At 64.4% G+C, this 15290-nt stretch carries 13 protein-coding genes and 3 pseudogenes; 4 read left to right on the forward strand and 12 right to left on the reverse strand.

The features are described 5' to 3' along the window. Nucleotides 1-307: 307 nt before the first annotated feature. From VJ811_RS17280 to VJ811_RS17325, 10 genes are read right to left on the reverse strand one after another with little or no spacing between them, the layout of a single operon-like run. Nucleotides 308-1957, reverse strand: a complete 1650-nt coding sequence (locus VJ811_RS17280) for an AMP-binding protein (protein WP_324074661.1) — start codon at nt 1955-1957, stop codon at nt 308-310. Then, nucleotides 1954-3546: an AMP-binding protein gene (locus VJ811_RS17285; RefSeq protein WP_324074663.1), complete on the reverse strand. Its 1593-nt coding sequence runs from the start codon at nt 3544-3546 to the stop codon at nt 1954-1956. Before VJ811_RS17285 ends, VJ811_RS17280 begins: the two co-directional genes overlap by 4 nt. Further along, nucleotides 3543-4952 carry an aldehyde dehydrogenase family protein gene (locus VJ811_RS17290; RefSeq protein ID WP_324074665.1) on the reverse strand — a complete coding sequence of 470 codons (1410 nt, stop codon included), beginning with the start codon at nt 4950-4952 and terminating at the stop codon, nt 3543-3545. Before VJ811_RS17290 ends, VJ811_RS17285 begins: the two co-directional genes overlap by 4 nt. 12 nt (nt 4953-4964) lie before the next feature. Then, nucleotides 4965-7193: a TonB-dependent receptor gene (locus VJ811_RS17295; protein ID WP_324074668.1), complete on the reverse strand. Its 2229-nt coding sequence runs from the start codon at nt 7191-7193 to the stop codon at nt 4965-4967. A gap of 18 nt (nt 7194-7211) precedes the next feature. Then, nucleotides 7212-7679, reverse strand: coding sequence for a cytochrome C (locus tag VJ811_RS17300; protein WP_324074670.1), 468 nt, complete (start codon nt 7677-7679; stop codon nt 7212-7214). Further along, nucleotides 7676-8122, reverse strand: a complete 447-nt coding sequence (locus tag VJ811_RS17305) for a cytochrome c (RefSeq protein WP_324074672.1) — start codon at nt 8120-8122, stop codon at nt 7676-7678. The genes VJ811_RS17300 and VJ811_RS17305 overlap by 4 nt, the downstream gene beginning before the upstream one ends. Continuing rightward, the gene (locus tag VJ811_RS17310; protein ID WP_324074673.1) at nt 8119-8679 is read right to left on the reverse strand and encodes a methylamine dehydrogenase light chain; all 561 of its coding nucleotides are present in this window, start codon (nt 8677-8679) and stop codon (nt 8119-8121) included. The genes VJ811_RS17305 and VJ811_RS17310 overlap by 4 nt, the downstream gene beginning before the upstream one ends. A 30-nt stretch (nt 8680-8709) precedes the next feature. After that, complete coding sequence (locus tag VJ811_RS17315) at nt 8710-9300, reverse strand: redoxin family protein (RefSeq protein WP_324074674.1); 591 nt, start codon at nt 9298-9300, stop codon at nt 8710-8712. Further along, nucleotides 9297-9815, reverse strand: coding sequence for a MauE/DoxX family redox-associated membrane protein (locus VJ811_RS17320; protein ID WP_324074675.1), 519 nt, complete (start codon nt 9813-9815; stop codon nt 9297-9299). Before VJ811_RS17320 ends, VJ811_RS17315 begins: the two co-directional genes overlap by 4 nt. Beyond that, entirely contained in the window at nt 9815-10942 is a 1128-nt protein-coding gene (locus VJ811_RS17325; protein ID WP_324074677.1) for an amine dehydrogenase large subunit, read from the reverse strand. The genes VJ811_RS17320 and VJ811_RS17325 overlap by 1 nt, the downstream gene beginning before the upstream one ends. Nucleotides 10943-11130: 188 nt before the next feature. Between VJ811_RS17325 and VJ811_RS17330 the strand changes: the two genes are divergently transcribed. From VJ811_RS17330 to VJ811_RS17345, 4 genes and pseudogenes are all read left to right on the forward strand, one after another. Beyond that, nucleotides 11131-11799, forward strand: coding sequence for a TetR/AcrR family transcriptional regulator (locus tag VJ811_RS17330; protein WP_324074679.1), 669 nt, complete (start codon nt 11131-11133; stop codon nt 11797-11799). A 43-nt stretch (nt 11800-11842) separates the two neighbouring features. Further along, nucleotides 11843-11917, forward strand: a pseudogene (locus tag VJ811_RS17335) (transcriptional regulator); the annotation flags it as partial. A 10-nt stretch (nt 11918-11927) separates the two neighbouring features. Continuing rightward, complete coding sequence (gene arsC, locus VJ811_RS17340; protein WP_324074681.1) at nt 11928-12356, forward strand: arsenate reductase (glutaredoxin); 429 nt, start codon at nt 11928-11930, stop codon at nt 12354-12356. Nucleotides 12357-12359: 3 nt separating this feature from the next. Then, nucleotides 12360-12995, forward strand: a pseudogene (locus VJ811_RS17345) (arsenic resistance protein); the annotation flags it as partial. On the opposite strand, the pseudogene hemA reads toward VJ811_RS17345, so the two are convergent. Together hemA and VJ811_RS17355 are read right to left on the reverse strand one after the other, a co-directional pair. Continuing rightward, a pseudogene (gene hemA / locus VJ811_RS17350) lies at nt 12994-13754 on the reverse strand (5-aminolevulinate synthase); the annotation flags it as partial. The pseudogenes VJ811_RS17345 and hemA sit on opposite strands and share 2 nt — an antisense overlap. A 126-nt stretch (nt 13755-13880) precedes the next feature. Beyond that, nucleotides 13881-15236, reverse strand: coding sequence for a radical SAM protein (locus VJ811_RS17355; protein ID WP_324074683.1), 1356 nt, complete (start codon nt 15234-15236; stop codon nt 13881-13883). Nucleotides 15237-15290: the final 54 nt, after the last annotated feature.

The raw sequence follows: 15290 nt of genomic DNA on the forward strand, positions 1-15290 counted from the left end.
CGCGCACGTCTGCTTTTGGGCAGCACCTGGCTTCCCCACCATCAGCGCAAAACAGCTTTCCCCATAGCCCAGCCCATGACCACCGCGGTTCGGGCACCGAAGACTTTCCGACGCCTATCGGCGTCCGAAACTCTCAACGATAGCGGCCGGTCAGCTTTGGTGCGGTCGAAGGCGTAAAGCGTACGTCGGACTGCCACAGACAGATTAGGCACGCGACGAGGAGCAACCCACGTTCAGCCGGTCGGCATGACAATAAAATTTCGGTTTCATCGCCTAGCGCGGCTACAGGGCGCAGCTGCTCGATGGTTCAGCCCTTGAGCAATTCCAACGTGCGCTCGCGCATCGCGAATTTCTGGACCTTTCCGGTCACCGTCATCGGAAAGGCATCAACGAACAAGATGTGCCGCGGGATCTTGTAGTGCGCGATCCGCCCCCGGCAATGCGCCCGCACCTCATCCTCGCTCAGCGTGACGCCGGCGCGGGCGATGATCCAAACACACAATTCCTCGCCATATTTCGCGTCGGGAATGCCGACTCCCTGGACATCGGCGATGCCGGGGTGAGTCATCAGATATTCCTCGATCTCGCGCGGGTAGATATTCTCGCCGCCGCGGATCACCATATCCTTGATCCGGCCGACTATCTGGCAATAACCATCCTCGTCGATCGCCGCGAGGTCGCCGGTGTGCATCCAGCCGTCGGCATCCAATGCCTCTGCGGTGCGGTCGGGATCATCCCAATAGCCGAGCATAACTGAATAACCACGCGTGCAAAGCTCGCCGGTCTGGCCGCGCGGCACAACTTCGCCGGCGAGGTCGATCAGCTTGACCTCGAGATGCGGCTGGACGCGTCCCACCGTCGATACGCGCAGATCGAGCGGATCGTCGGTATCGCTCTGGAAACTCACGGGGCTGGTTTCGGTCATGCCATAGGCGATCGTGACCTCGTCCATATGCATCCGTTCGATCACCTGGCGCATCACCGCCATCGGGCACGGTGACCCCGCCATGATCCCGGTGCGCAGCGACGACAGGTCAAAGCGCGCGAAGTCTTGATGGGCGAGCGCGGCGATGAACATCGTCGGCACGCCGTACAGCGCAGTGCAGCGCTCGGCCTCGACCGTCTCCAGCACCGCCTGTGGGTCGAAGGCTTCGGCGGGATAGACCATCGTCGCGCCGTGCACCGCGCAGGCGAGATTGCCCATCACCATGCCGAAGCAATGATAGAGCGGCACCGGAATGCACAGCCGGTCCATCGCGGTCAGCCCGATGCGCGCGCCGACGAAAGCGCCGTTGTTGAGGATGTTGCGATGCGACAGCGTCGCGCCCTTGGGAAAGCCCGTCGTGCCGCTGGTGAACTGGATGTTCACCGGCATGTCGGGATCGAGCCGGATGTCGGCAAGCCCGCTTGTGTCATCGCTCGCTAGTGCCGCGAACGGCAGGCAGCCGGGATGCGCGCGTTCGCCGAGCACGACGACGAGCCGCAGATCGGGCAAGCGTGCCGCACGCAGCATGCCGGGCGCCGCGGTCGCGAGTTCGGGCGCCAGTTCGCCGATCATCGCGACATAGTCGCTGCTCTTGTGCGACGGCGCGAGGATAAGCGCGGTGCAGCCGACCTTGCCCAGCGCATATTCGAGTTCGGCGATGCGATAGGCGGGGTTGATGTTGACGAGGATCAACCCCGCCTTCGCGGTTGCGAACTGGGTCACGACCCATTCGGCGCAATTGGGGGCCCATATCCCGACGCGGTCGCCGGGTTTCAGCCCGCGCGCGAGCAGCCCCGCCGCCGCCGCATCGACCCGCGCCTTGAGCTCGCGCCAGCTCCAGCGCACGTCCTGATGCCGCACGACGAGAGCATCGCCATCGGGGTGGCTCCGCACCGTCTGGTCGAACCGCTCGCCGATCGTCATCTCGATCAGCGGGGCACGCGTGTCACCGCGAACGATGCTGTCGGTCATGCGTCGGCTTTCCTGAACTCGTTATCGCGCAATTCCTTGCGCCGGATCTTGCCGCTGACCGTCTTGGGCAGGCTGCCTACGAACTCGATGCGGCGCGGATATTTATAGGGCGCGGTCGTCCGCTTCACATGATCCTGCAAAGCCGCCGCGAGCTCGTCGGAGGGGCTGTGACCCGCCGCCAGCACGACGAACGCCTTCACCACTTCGCCGCGCGTCGGATCGGGGCTGGCGACGACGGCGCTTTCGGCGACCGCCTCATGTTCGAAGAGCACGCTCTCAACCTCGAACGGCCCGATGCGATAACCTGACGAGAGGATCACGTCGTCAGCGCGGCCGACGAACCAGAAAAAGCCGTCGGCATCGACAGTGGCGCGGTCGCCGGTCAGGTACCAGCCGTCGCGATACACGCTGGCGGTGCGGTCGGGATCGCCGCGGTAGCCGAGGAACAGGCCCGGCGGCCGGCCGTCGCCGACACGCAGCGCGATATCCCCCTCCTCGCCCGGCGGCAGGATGGCGCCGTCATGGCTGATCACTGCGAGCTCGATGCCCGGCGCCGGACGCCCCATCGCGCCCTGCCGCGCCGCGCCCGCGCGGTTGCAGCACAGCAGCACGGTCTCGGTCTGGCCATAACCGTCGTGGATGTCGAGGCCTGTGGCTTTCCGCCACAGGTCGATGACCTCGGGATTCAGTGGTTCGCCGGCGCTGACGCAGTGGCGCAGGTGTGGAAAGGCGCGCCCATCCAGATCGGCACGCACGAACATGCGATAGGCGGTCGGCGGCGCGCACAAGGTCGTCACCGGATGGTGTTCGAGCAGATCCATCGAGGCGTCCGGATCGAACCCCTGCGCATGATTGACGAAGATGGCCGCACCCATCAGCCAGGGCGCGAACAGGCTGCTCCACGCCGCCTTCGCCCAGCCGGTGTCTGACATGTTCCAATGAAGGTCGCCTGGGCCGAGGTTGAGCCAGAAGCGGCCGGTGATTTCGTGCGCGAGCGGATAACCCGCGCCATGGATCGTCATCTTGGGTTGGCCGGTCGTGCCGCTGGTGAAATAGCAGAGCGCGGGATCGTCGAACGCGGTGTCGGCGATATCGGCGAGCGGCGATGCTGTCGCCTTGGCCGCACCATAATCGGTCCATCCGGCGCGCGGTCCGCCGATATGGATGCGCGTGACTGCTTCGCCCGCCAGCGCATCATCGACGCGCGGCGCGACGTCAGAGCCCGCAATCACGCAGCGTGCCTCGGCAGCGCTTCGGCGATAGGCGATATCCTTGGGAGTCAGTTGCACCGTGCCGGGCGAAGCGATCGCGCCGAGCCGCAGGCAGGCGAGCATCAGCTCCCACCATTCGATTTCGCGTGACAGCAGGATCAGGACCGTGTCGCCCGGACCGACGCCCGCCGCCTGCAACACGGCGGCAGCGCGCGCGGCGTAGTCTGACAATTCGGCAAAGCTACGGTCGATCACCGCTCCCGATCCGTCGGTCCACAACAGCGCGCGCGCGTCGGGCGTTTCCGCTGCCCGCCGATCGATCGCGTCGCGCGCGAAATTATAATGCGTCGGGGGATTCCAGTCGAAAGTCTCGCTCATCCGCCGCGCGCCACGTTGATCACCGACAATTGCGTATATTCGGCCAGCCCCTCATCGGATTGCTCGACCCCGAGGCCGGAAGATTTAACCCCAGCCATCGGGATGTGCGGGCCGATCGCGATATGCTGGTTCACCCAGACCGATCCGCTTTCGATCCGGTCGGCGACCGCGATCGCCCGGTCCACGTCACATGACCACACCGACGCACCGAGGCCGTAGGGCGAGGCGTTGGCGCGCGCGACGACATCGTTGACGTCCGAAAAGCGGATGACGGGAAGGATCGGCCCGAACTGTTCCTCGTCGACGATCTGGTCGCCGTCGGTGACATCGCGCACGATCGTCGGCCGCAGGAAATAGCCGGCGCGGTCGATAATCTCGCCGCCCGCGATGATCGTCCCGTCGGTCGCTGCGCGTTCGAGGAAGCCTTTCAGTTTTTCATATTGCGCCTTGTTCTGAATCGGCCCGATCTGCGCGCCCTGCGCCAGCCCGTCGTCAACCACCGCAGCCTTCGCGAGGCGCGCGAGTTCGTCGCACATCGCGTCGTAGATGCTGTCATGGACATAGGCGCGCTTGATCGCGAGACACACCTGCCCGCAATTGAGGAAGGCCGCGTTGAAGATGCCCTGCGCGGTTTCGCGTACGTCGACATCGTCGAGCACGATCCCTGGATCGTTGCCGCCAAGCTCGAGCGTGAGCCGCTTGAGCCCGTCGGCGGCATTCGCGATGATCTTCTTGCCGGTCGCGGTCGACCCGGTGAAGCCGACCTTGGCGATCCGCGGATCGGCGGTCAAATAGCCGCCTAGATCGTTAGCGTCGGTGATGATATTTACCACCCCCGCTGGGAAGATGTCGCGGCATAACTCACCGAGCATCAGCGCCGTCACCGGCGTCGTCGGCGCGGGCTTGAGCACGATCGTGTTGCCGGCGATCACCGCCGGGCCGATCTTCCAGCACGCGACGAGCAGCGGAAAATTCCACGCAATGATACCCGCGACGACCCCCAGCGGCTTACGCCGGACCTGGATCAGCCCGTTCGCGTCGTCTTGGATCGTCCGCTCGGCGATTTCGAGCGTGGTATAGTGACGCAGATAACCCTCGGCCCACGCGATCTCGCCCTGCGCCTCGGCGAGCGGCTTGCCCTGTTCCTGCGTCAGCGCGCGCGCGAGCTTGTCGGCATTCGCCACGATCGCATCGGCGAGCGCGCTGACCTTCGCCTGTCGCTCAGCCATCGGGGTTTCGGCCCATGGCGGGAAAGCGGTGGCAGCGGCCTCGATCGCCTCGTCGGCCTGTTGTTTGGACGCGCGGGCGACGGTCGCGAAGACCTCCTCGGTTGCGGGGTTGATGACGTCCATCCGGTGGTCGCCGTCGACCAGCCGTCCGCCGATCAGCATTTTATAGTCAGACATGCCTCTCTCCGATCAGAATTTCGTGCCCACAGTCACGCCGTAGGTTCGCGGAGTCCCGACATGGTTATAGTCGAAACCGAAGCCCGCGAGCAGGTCGACGCGCGAGGTGAAGTAGAATTTATTAGTGAGATTCTTGCCCCACACCGACGCGTTCCAGCGGCCGTCGGCTGATTCCCAGTCGATATGCCCCGCGAGCAGGACATAGCTGTCCTGCCGCAGCCGGGGGATGTTGAGCACTTCGAAATATTGGCTGGACGAATAGTTGATGTCGCCGTGCAGGCTGAGCTTGCCGCTGGCGTTATCCATCACCGTCGCGTCGACCCCGCCGGTGAAGGTGAATTTGGGTGCGTTCGACAGATTGTTTCCGCTGACATCGACGCCGCTGACGATCCCGCGCTTGATCTTGGTGTCGAGCAGGCCGACGCCAGCGCGCAGCGTAATCATGTCGGTCGCGCGGACGGTGAGTTCGGCCTCGCCGCCCAGAATACGCGAGCGCGGGATGTTGAGCAGGGTCTGCGCCGCGGTCGCGGGATCGATGTTGATGAATTGCTGGTTGCTGTAGCTATAGTGGAACGCCGCCAGGTTGAGTGTTACGCGGCGGTCGGCAAACTGGCTTTTCAGACCCAGCTCGAAAGCCTCGATCTTTTCGGCTTTTGCCACCGACAGCTCGGACGGATCGAAAAAGGCCTGCGCGTTGAAACTCGGCGCGCGATAGCCGCGGCTGTAATTGCCATAAACCATCACATCGGGATTGATCTTGTAGTCGGCGCCGATCTTGCCCGACAGATTTTCGGTGTTGTAGTCGAGCTGCGACGGCGGGATCAGGTTCATCACCAGCACGCCGTTCGGGCCAAGCGCATTGGATTCGAAATTGCTCTGCGTACCCTTGTCATAGGTGAAGCGGAGACCGCCGCGCAGCGTCAGCTGATCGGTAAGTTCGAAACTCACGTCCGAATAAACCGCATAGCTCTTCTTGAGCTGGTCGAAGCTGTTGCGGAACAGGCAGCCCAAGGGAAAGCCGGCCGCGCAATCGCCGTCGGTGACGCCCGGCAGGCCGTCGGAATCGATGTCCTTGCCGATTTCGAAGGTCGTCTCGTTATAGACTTTCTCGCGGTTGAAATAGGCGCCGAGAATGAAGTTGAATGGCCCGTCGAAGTCGCTCGTCAGGCGCAAATCCTGCGCGAATTGCGTCGCCCGGTCGGTATAGGGGATTTCGAGCAACTCGGTCGCCGTGCCATCGGTATCCTCATAGAAGTTCAGCCGTCCCTTGTCCCATGAGGTGACGCTGGTGATCGCGAGCGAGTCGCTCAAATCGATCGTGCCGGTCAGCGACACCGACCATGTGCGCGCGCGGCGGCGGTCGGTGACGTTGGCCTCGATCTGTCGCCGCCCGAGTCCGGGCCGGTTCACCGCTTCGGGCTGGGCATAGATCCCGTAATTGCGGGGGTTCTGGTAACTGGTCGACGCGCGGAGGACGAACCGCGCGCTGTCGCTCGGTTCGAACAACAGACTGCCGCGCACGCCATATTCGCGCACACTCGCGAGGTCGGGCTCGCCCGGAAGCTGGTTCTTGAACCAGCCGTCGGCGCGCGCGAAGGTGAAGGCGACGCGGGCCGCCAGCGTTTCGCCAAGCGGGACGCTCACCGCGCCATTGGCCTCGTAGCGGTTATAATTGCCATAGCCGAGGTTCAGATACCCTTCGGTATCGCCCAGCACCGGCGTCCGGCTGATCAGGTTCACGGCGCCGCCGGTGGTGTTCTTGCCATAGAGCGTGCCCTGCGGCCCGCGCAGCACCTCGACGCGTTCGAGATCGTACATCGCGACGCCGAGAAAGGCAAAATTGCCCTTGTAAACCTCGTCATAATAGGTCGCGACGGGGCTCGCCTGGTTGAGGCTGTAATCCGACATCGACACGCCGCGCAGCGCGAAGATCGGGGTGTTGTCGCCGACGGTCGAGGTAAGCTGGAGGTTGACGATCTTGCTCGCCAGTTCGTCGGCCTGCGTCACGCGCTGCCGTTCGAGCGAGTCCCCTCCGATCGCGCTGACCGCGATTGGCACGTCTTGCAGGCGCTCCGACCGTTTCTGCGCGGTAACGACGATGTCGGTGCCGCCCACTGTTTCGGCCGCCGCGACTTCGGCGGCGGTTTCCGCTGCCGTTTCCTGTGCAAGTGCCGACGTGGATGCGCCCGCCAGCAGAAGGGTCAAAATCGGACGTGTGACGCGCGTTGGTATCTTGGTCATCGAAAAACTCCCCTGTTTTTACTTCTGTTGTTTGTTCCCGCGGCCAAAGCCGGCGACCATGCCCGCCCGCACCGTCGTCGCTTCCGCCCGCAGCGGTTTCAGCCGCAGCTGCCCCACCTCGGTCGGCGTATATGGTTTGAAGTCCGCCGGAACATTTGCGGGATCAAATCGCATCAGCGACCAGTTCACCACTTCGGCCAGATCGGCGTCGGACAGCGCGGCGGTCGCGACGCCCGGCACCCGAACCAGATATTCGCGCCCGCCCGGCACGCGCAGAAATCGCGCGACAACGCCCGCCATCGCCGGCGTCGTCTGCGGCGTCCCCGTCGCGTCGGCGCGGTGGCAACCCTGACAGGACAATATCCAGTTCTGCCGCGCGCGCGCCGGGTTCGCGACGCCAGGTATCGCCTCCGGGCCGCTCCACGCCGGGGTCGTAATGGCCGCTCCGGTCGCCATGATCAGCGCGGGAACGGCCAGCCATTTCATTTGCCGGGCGCGGCCGGCTGGAGACGCCCCACAGCGGCGGAATTTAGCGCCGCGCTGCCTGCCCGGTATCCGGCGATCTCGCGGGGGGTGAAAGCCTTGGCCGATCCGCCGCGGACCACATGGTTGAGCACCGCCGCCACCTGCGCATCGTTAAGCCCGGCCTGCGCGGGCATCATCCCGCGATAGGCCTTTCCCTCGACGGTAATCGGTCCCGACACGCCGCGGATCACGACCAGCGCGAGGTAGCGGCGTCCGGCGGCGGTTCCCGCCAGCGCCCGGACATCGGTCTTCAGCGGAGGAAAGGCACCGGGAACGCCCGCGCCGTTCGCCAGATGGCACGCGGCGCAGCGCTTGTAGATCGTCGCACCATCGTCAGCCGCCGTTGCCGGCCCGGCGACCGCCAGCCCGGCCAGTGAAAAAAGGATCGCAATACGCCGCATCATGGCTGCTCCAGCGCGACGCCGAGGATTACCGCGGTCGAGCAATTGTAGATCGCGCTCGACGTGCCGAGGCACCAGTTGATGTCGTTGTTCGCCTGCGGCCGCACCATCGGTCGGTCGCGCTCGTTGCGGTTGCACAGGCAGCGCCCGCACGACGATTTGCCGCAGCAGTCGTTGTAGCTGACGATATAGGCGCGGTTGTCGGCGGGGTTCTGGCAGGTGCCGATCCAGGTGATCGGCGACATCTCGGTACCCGGCGGGCAACTGCTCGCGGTGCCGCCGCAGCAGCTGCAGAGGAAGCCGTCGATCGCGCAATAGCGCCAATAGTCGCATTGCGTCTGGTCGCCCGGATCCTGCGGGTTGCCCGTGGTTTGCGGCGCGATCGGGTCGCCGCCGCCACCGTGTCCATGGCCCTGCGCCTGCGCACGCGACACCGGCAGCACCGGGATCACCGCCGCCCCGGTCAGCGCGCCGCCGATCAGCGTCAGCAGGCTGCGCCGCGACGTCGCGCGGGCAACGCGGCGCGTCACCTTTTCCGAAAATTTGTCCAGTCCCGACATATGTGTCCCCTTCTTGTCGCGGTGGCGGGATCAGCCGCGCGCGAGATATTCCTGGATCGAGGCGACGCGGCGTTCCTTGGCCTCGAACAGGCTTTCCAGATGCTCGCGATTGTTGACGAGGCCCAGCGAGGCGATGCGGCCCTCCTCGTCGATCAGCACCGCATAAGGGAGCTTGGAGACTCCGAGCGCGCGACCGATATCTTCCGAGAGCACATAGTCGAAACCCGCGAGCCCCTCGGCCATCACCAGCCGGCGGTGCGCTGCAGGATCGCCGTCGCTGGCCAGCACGATATCGAGCCAGCCGCGCTCGGCGCCGCGCGCCGAACGGACGACGGGGAGCAGATTCTTGCAGACGGGGCAGTCGGGCGAGAGGAAGAAAATCAGCTGTCCGCGCCGTTCGCGCTTGCCGCCGATCGCGACCTCTTTGCCTTCGAGCGTCTCGAGCATCATCGTCGGTGCCGTGTCGCCGACATTGACCTTCTGGTGCAGCGTTAGCGCGCCCGCAGGGGCGATACGTTCGTGCAGCACCCCGACCTGCCGCGCGAGCGCAGCGACGAGGACGCCGAGCACCGCGGCGGCGATCCAGAGCAGGATTTGCGAGGCAAGGAAGAATCCGGTCATCGGGTGGAACTCCGGCTGGCTGCGGGAAGATTGGCGATTTCACCGGTGGCAAAAAGCAGTGCGACAAAAGCGAGGGCGGCGAAGACCGACGAAATGTCGATCGCGCCGCCCCCCGTGGGAGAGAAGCAGAGGGACAGCGCCACCGCGCCAAGCGCGACGGCGCGGCCGATGGCGAAGCTGCCGATCCCGTGGCGTGGTGCCCCGAAGTCGCAGCCGCAGTCGATGCCGCCGTCGCCGCGGCGCCGCGCCGCGAACAGTGCGGCGCCATAGCCCGCCCACAGCAGCGCGGCGAGCAAGGCGCCGGCAGGACGCGACGCCGGGAAAAGCAGCGCGAGCGCGGCCGCGAATTCGGCCGCCGCCGCCGCCATCGTCAGCGGCATCGCAATCGGGGGAGCAAGCCGCAATAAATCTGCTGTCGCTTGCGTCAGCCGCACACGGTCGGCGAGCTTGTGGACCGACGCCGCCGCGAGCACGGCGGCGAGGAACAGCGCGAGTATGGGTTCGACGACCGACATCAGCGCACCGCAGTCATCGTCATCGGATCGTGCGCGACGCTGGCGATCGTGCGCACGAACGCACCGCTCGTCGCGTCATAGACGTCGAGCGATCCGTCGGGGCGCGATGCGACGAGCAACGGCTTTGCCTGTTGCGTCGCTTCGAGCGACAGGCTGTGATTTTTGAGCGCAATGCGGCGCAGAAGCGTTTTCGCCTTCGGGTCGATCACCCAGGCTTCGGTCCCGCCGTCCTTGTGCGACCCTTCGGCACCTTTCGGATTCATCAACACATAGAGCAGCCCAGCGCGGTCGGCCGAGATGACCTGCCAGCCGCCGGGGCGCCATTCGGGCGTCCCGCCCGCCTGCGCCGGGATTGCGAAGCCGCCGAGATCCTTGGCGGCCGCGCCCGTAAAGTCGATCGCGCGCAACGTCCCCTTGAAGCTGACGAACCAGCCGATCCTTCCCACCATTGCGGGGGTCATGAAGAGCGGATCGGCGTCGATATCGTTGAACGCCGCGCTGGTGACCGCGGGCCCGGCCTTGCCGGCAGCGTCGAGCGCGATGCTCGTCATCGTCCCGTCGGCGCAGAGGGAGGTGAAGCCGCGCTGCCCCGTCGGATAGACGAGCGAGCAACCGGGCAGGTCGATGTCCGACAGGATCTTGCGACCGTCCAGATCGACGACGGTCACCGACGAACCCGGGGTGAAGTTGAAGACGAGCGCCCATTTCTCGCCGTTGGTCAATTGCAGGCTGTTGCGTAGCGTGACGAAGAGCCCGCGCTTGCCGCCGGGCAGGACGATTTCGTCCTTCGGCGCCAGCGTCTTCGTATCCCAGATCGTGATGACGTCGGTGCGTTCTCCGCGCGTCAGGCGCGAATAGAAGGTTTCCCCGACATAGATTTCGCCGCGTGCCGTCGACGGGACGATGTTGCCGAACTGGGCGACGGGGATCTGGCCGAGAAGATTGCGATTGTCAGCGCCGACGTCGACGATCGCCGCGCGCCCGTCGGGCAGGCTGTTGAAGTGGAGGTCGTGCACGAAGACCCAGCTGTCGGGATAGCGTTCGGGCAGTTCGGCAACCGTCGGAACCGGCTCTTCGGGCAACGGCTGCGGGAAGTCCGCGGCGCCCGACGCGCTGGCCGATATCATCAATGCGGCAAAAACCGCCCCTCTCGTGATGCGCAGCATCGCGACACTCCCTGTTTGGCTGACGACGGGCTCTGATGGCCGATTCGAGATGATATTGTTCGACTGTCCAATTTTAGTCAAGTGTCAAAATTAGGGCACTTGTCCAAAGGGGGCCGGGCGGTTACCAAAGCCCCGGAGGCTTCTGAATCTTGACGAATTTCATTGTTCCCGACCTGAAAATCACCCCGCGCACGGGGGGCTATGCCCGCGGCCAGGATGGCTTCGAGCACATATTGCGGTCGGCACTGTCCCTGCTGGTAAACCAGGGTTCGGCCGCGCTGACGCTGCGCCGGATCGCAGCCGAATCGGGAATGAATGTCGGCAACCTCAACTATTATTTTCGGTCGAAGGAGGAGCTGATCCGCGAACTGCTCAACGCGGTGATCAGCAGCTACGAGGAATCGTTCGACGAGATCATCCACGAGCCGGGTGCGAGCGCCGAAGCCCGGCTTGAGAATCTGGTGACGCTCATCCTCGAAGATATCACGACCAAGAAGACGACGCGCTTCTTCCCCGAGCTCTGGGCAATGGCGAACCACGACCCTTTCGTCCACGACCGGATGAATGAGCTGTACGAACGCGCGCGCGTGTCGCTCAACGAGCTGATCGCCGAAATCAACCCCACGCTTCCAGCCGACGAGCGCGAGATATTGGCGCTGTTCTTTTCAGCCTCGATGGAGGGGATGACGATGTTCGCGGGCTATGAAAAACCATGGCGCGCGCAGATGCCCATGCTGGAGGCGATCGCGCGGCGCAGCTTCATCCAGCTCGTGAGCACGTTGCGCCCCGGCGAGATCAAGGGAGGCTCGATCCGCTAACGACGCGTTTATGGCAGGCAAAAGTGGCCGGGTTAGAAGGTACTTCCTCGCCAAGGATTGCTGCCAAGGACGACCCGGGCTTTGCGAACCGCTGCTCGCCGAACTTGCCTGCTGCTGAAGGACCTCACATGACCGACATCCTCATCTACCACAATCCCGATTGCGGAACGTCGCGCAACGCGCTGGCCATGATCCGCAACGCTGGTATCGAGCCGCACGTCGTCGAATATCTGAAGACGCCGCCATCGCGCGCGTTGCTGGAACAAATGATAGCGCGCGCTGGCATCGCGCCCCGCGCGCTCCTTCGCGAGAAAGGGACGCCCTTTGCCGAACTAGGTCTCGGCGACGAAAGTCTCGACGACGACGCACTCATCGATGCCATGATGCTGCATCCGATCCTGATCAACCGGCCGATCGTGGTCTCCCCGCTCGGCGTGAAGCTCTGCCGCCCCTCCGAGGAGGTGCTCGACCTCATCCCGGCGCAGCAGCGCGGCGGCTTCGCCAAGGAAGATGGCGAGCAGGTCGTCGACGACGCCGGCAATCGCGTCGGACGCTGATCGATGGCGGCCAAGCGCGAACGCCTGTCGTTCCTCGATCGCTACCTGACCCTGTGGATATTCCTCGCCATGGCCTTGGGCGTGCTGCTCGGCTCAACCTTCGCCGGACTTCCCGCAGCGATCGACAACCTCTCCTGGGGCTCAACCAATATCCCGATCGCGATCGGCCTCATCCTGATGATATATCCGCCGCTGGCTCGCGTGCGCTACGAAGAGCTGCCGCGGGTGTTCGAGGATAAGCGGATCCTCGCGATTTCGCTGATCCAGAACTGGATCATCGGTCCGGTGCTGATGTTCGCGCTCGCGGTCATTTTCCTGTCGGACAAGCCCGAATATATGACCGGCCTGATCCTCATCGGCCTCGCGCGCTGCATCGCGATGGTGATCGTGTGGAACCAGCTTGCGAAGGGCGACAATCAATATGCTGCCGCGCTCGTCGCCCTCAACTCGATATTCCAGGTTCTCTTCTTCGGCGTCTATGCCTGGTTCTTCCTGACCGTGCTGCCGCCGTTGTTCGGCCTCGAAAGCAGCGTCATCGACGTCAGCTTCTGGACCGTCGCTGAGGCGGTGCTGATCTATCTCGGCATCCCGTTCTTCGCCGGCTTCCTGACCCGCAAGATACTGGCCGGCGCCAAGGGTAACCGCCCATGACGCCGAAAGCCTTGGCGAGCGTGCCCTCGATCACGCTAACGCGGTGCGCCACTTCATCGCGCTCCGATATACCGCCCCCGCGCGGGCCATACATGCCAACGGCATGGACCTCGTCGAGATAGGTGAGAGCTTGATAGCGATCGGCCAGATCGCGGCGATCGGTGCGACATCGCCGTCCATCGAATAGACGCTCTCGAAGGCAATGAGCTTGGGCCGCGCGGGGTCGGTTTCGGCAAGCAGCGCCTCGAGATGCGCCAGATCATTATGGCGGAAAATCTTCCGTTCGCATCCCGCGTTGCGAATGCCGGCAATCATGCTGGCATGATTGAGCTCGTCCGAAAAGATCACGCAGCCGGGCAGGAGCTTGCCGAGCGTTGCCAGCGTGGCATCGTTCGACACATAGCCCGAAGTAAAGAGGAGCGCGCTCTCCTTGCCATGGAGATCGGCGAGCTCGCGCTCGAGTTCGATATGATAATGGGTGTTGCCACTGACATTGCGTGAGCCGCCCGAGCCGGCGCCGACATCGGCGATCGCGGCCTCCATTGCCTCGAGTACCGCCGGGTGCTGCCCCATGCCGAGATAGTCGTTCGAGCACCAGATGGTGATCGGCCTTGCTTCTCCGGCCGCATCGAACCAGCGCGCGCCGGGATAGGCGCCGCGGTCGCGCAGGATGTCGACGAATACCCGATAGCGCCCCTCGTCGTGCAGGCGCGCGATCGCATCGCTGAAAATCTTGTCGTAGCGCATAGGCCTGCCCCCAAAGGTCGAATAGCCGGGATCTCCTGGCTTCTATCTGCCAGGCGCATCCGCCTCCCATTAGGAACAACACCTACAGGCCGGCCGGAGATTTCGCCGGTTATCGGGCGATTTGTGTCATGCTCCGTTTGCTGTGCTACCTGCACAGATGGAAGCCATAGGATCGAGGTCGTCGCGCATGATCGCGCCGCGATGGCGGTCGAATTGCGCGGCGATCAGCCGGGCGTAGGGCAGGCCATCATCCTCGACGACGAGCCTGTCATCGTCCCAGCGAAGGATATGCAGGCGCTCGAAGGCTGCGAGCGCGGTCCTCCCAGACTGTAGCCAACCCGCCTCAAGACATGCGGTCCCCTGGCACAGCAACTCCCTGATGATCCGTCCGCGCTCGCGGTCATCGGCGTCGATCGCAGCGCCGCGAACGGCGGTTAGCTGGCCGGCCGCGATGAGGTCGCGATAGACGCCTGCGCGCTTTTCGTTCTGCACGATGAGATCGGGAAACCGGCTTATCGCACTGGCACCGATGCCGATCAGAACCGGGCTGTCATCTTCGGTAAAGCCCTGAAAATTGCGGCTCACCCGCCCCTCGCGCGCGGCGTCGGCAAGCGGATCGGAAGGCAGCGCAAAATGATCGAATCCGACGGGAACATAACCCGCATCGGTGAGGCGCTCATAACCGCGCCAGGCCTGCTCGAAGCGCAATTTATGATCGGGCAGATTGCTGGCGTCGATCTGGCGCTGGCGCGGAATCATGTGCGGAAGATGCGCATAGCCGAAAAGCGATATACGGCTCGGCGCGAGACGGATTGTTTCTTCGAGCGTGTCGTCGAGATCGGCGAGGGTTTGACCGGGCAAACCGTACATCAGATCGAAATTGATGGCGTTGATATCGCGCAGCCTCAGCCCGGCAACGACGCGTTCGATGTGCGACAGTGGCTGGATGCGGCCGATTGCCAGCTGGATGTGCGGCGCGAAGGTCTGGACGCCGAGGCTGACGCGCGTGACACGGGCGGCGGCGAGAACGAGCGCCCATTCGGCGGAGAAGCCGCGCGGATCGAGTTCGATCGATATCTCGGGACGATGAGCGTCGAATAGAGTGAGCAGAAGATCGAGCAGGCGCACGAGCTCGACCGGCGCGATCGCGTTGGGGCTGCCTCCACCAATGGCGATCCGCTGGACGCGCCCACGGCCTCCGAGCCGCTTTGCAACGATGGATATCTCCGACTGGAGCGCGGCAAGATAGTCGGCAAGGCGTTGCTTGCGGCCCGCGGCACCGGTGTTGCAACCGCAGTACCAGCAAATCTGCTCGCAAAAGGGAATATGGACGTAAAGCGAGATTGGCGTCCCGGCTCCGACGGCGTCGAGCGCCCGGCTATGGGCCTCGGCGCCAACCTCGTCGGCGAACTCCATTGCCGTGGGATAGCTGGTGTATCGCGGCACGGGCCGGGCGAGCAGATCGGGATGATAGGACCACATGCGGGGACTTTAGGCGTTGCCGGGAGCGGCGACATTGACCGGGATCAACGTCGG

The organism is Sphingopyxis sp., assembly GCF_035250425.1.
GTDB lineage: Bacteria > Pseudomonadota > Alphaproteobacteria > Sphingomonadales > Sphingomonadaceae > Sphingopyxis.

Excerpts from the sequence above, each read along its gene's own strand:
- VJ811_RS17285 (WP_324074663.1), bottom strand. The coding sequence starts at position 3,546 with ATGAGCGAGACTTTCGACTGGAATCCCCCGACGCATTATAATTTCGCG.
- VJ811_RS17325 (WP_324074677.1), bottom strand. The coding sequence starts at position 10,942 with ATGATATCGGCCAGCGCGTCGGGCGCCGCGGACTTCCCGCAGCCGTTG.
- VJ811_RS17300 (WP_324074670.1), bottom strand. The coding sequence starts at position 7,679 with ATGAAATGGCTGGCCGTTCCCGCGCTGATCATGGCGACCGGAGCGGCC.
- VJ811_RS17315 (WP_324074674.1), bottom strand. The coding sequence starts at position 9,300 with ATGACCGGATTCTTCCTTGCCTCGCAAATCCTGCTCTGGATCGCCGCC.
- VJ811_RS17355 (WP_324074683.1), bottom strand. The coding sequence starts at position 15,236 with ATGTGGTCCTATCATCCCGATCTGCTCGCCCGGCCCGTGCCGCGATAC.
- VJ811_RS17305 (WP_324074672.1), bottom strand. The coding sequence starts at position 8,122 with ATGATGCGGCGTATTGCGATCCTTTTTTCACTGGCCGGGCTGGCGGTC.
- VJ811_RS17310 (WP_324074673.1), bottom strand. The coding sequence starts at position 8,679 with ATGTCGGGACTGGACAAATTTTCGGAAAAGGTGACGCGCCGCGTTGCC.
- VJ811_RS17290 (WP_324074665.1), bottom strand. The coding sequence starts at position 4,952 with ATGTCTGACTATAAAATGCTGATCGGCGGACGGCTGGTCGACGGCGAC.
- arsC (WP_324074681.1), top strand. The coding sequence starts at position 11,928 with ATGACCGACATCCTCATCTACCACAATCCCGATTGCGGAACGTCGCGC.
- VJ811_RS17320 (WP_324074675.1), bottom strand. The coding sequence starts at position 9,815 with ATGTCGGTCGTCGAACCCATACTCGCGCTGTTCCTCGCCGCCGTGCTC.
- VJ811_RS17295 (WP_324074668.1), bottom strand. The coding sequence starts at position 7,193 with ATGACCAAGATACCAACGCGCGTCACACGTCCGATTTTGACCCTTCTG.
- VJ811_RS17280 (WP_324074661.1), bottom strand. The coding sequence starts at position 1,957 with ATGACCGACAGCATCGTTCGCGGTGACACGCGTGCCCCGCTGATCGAG.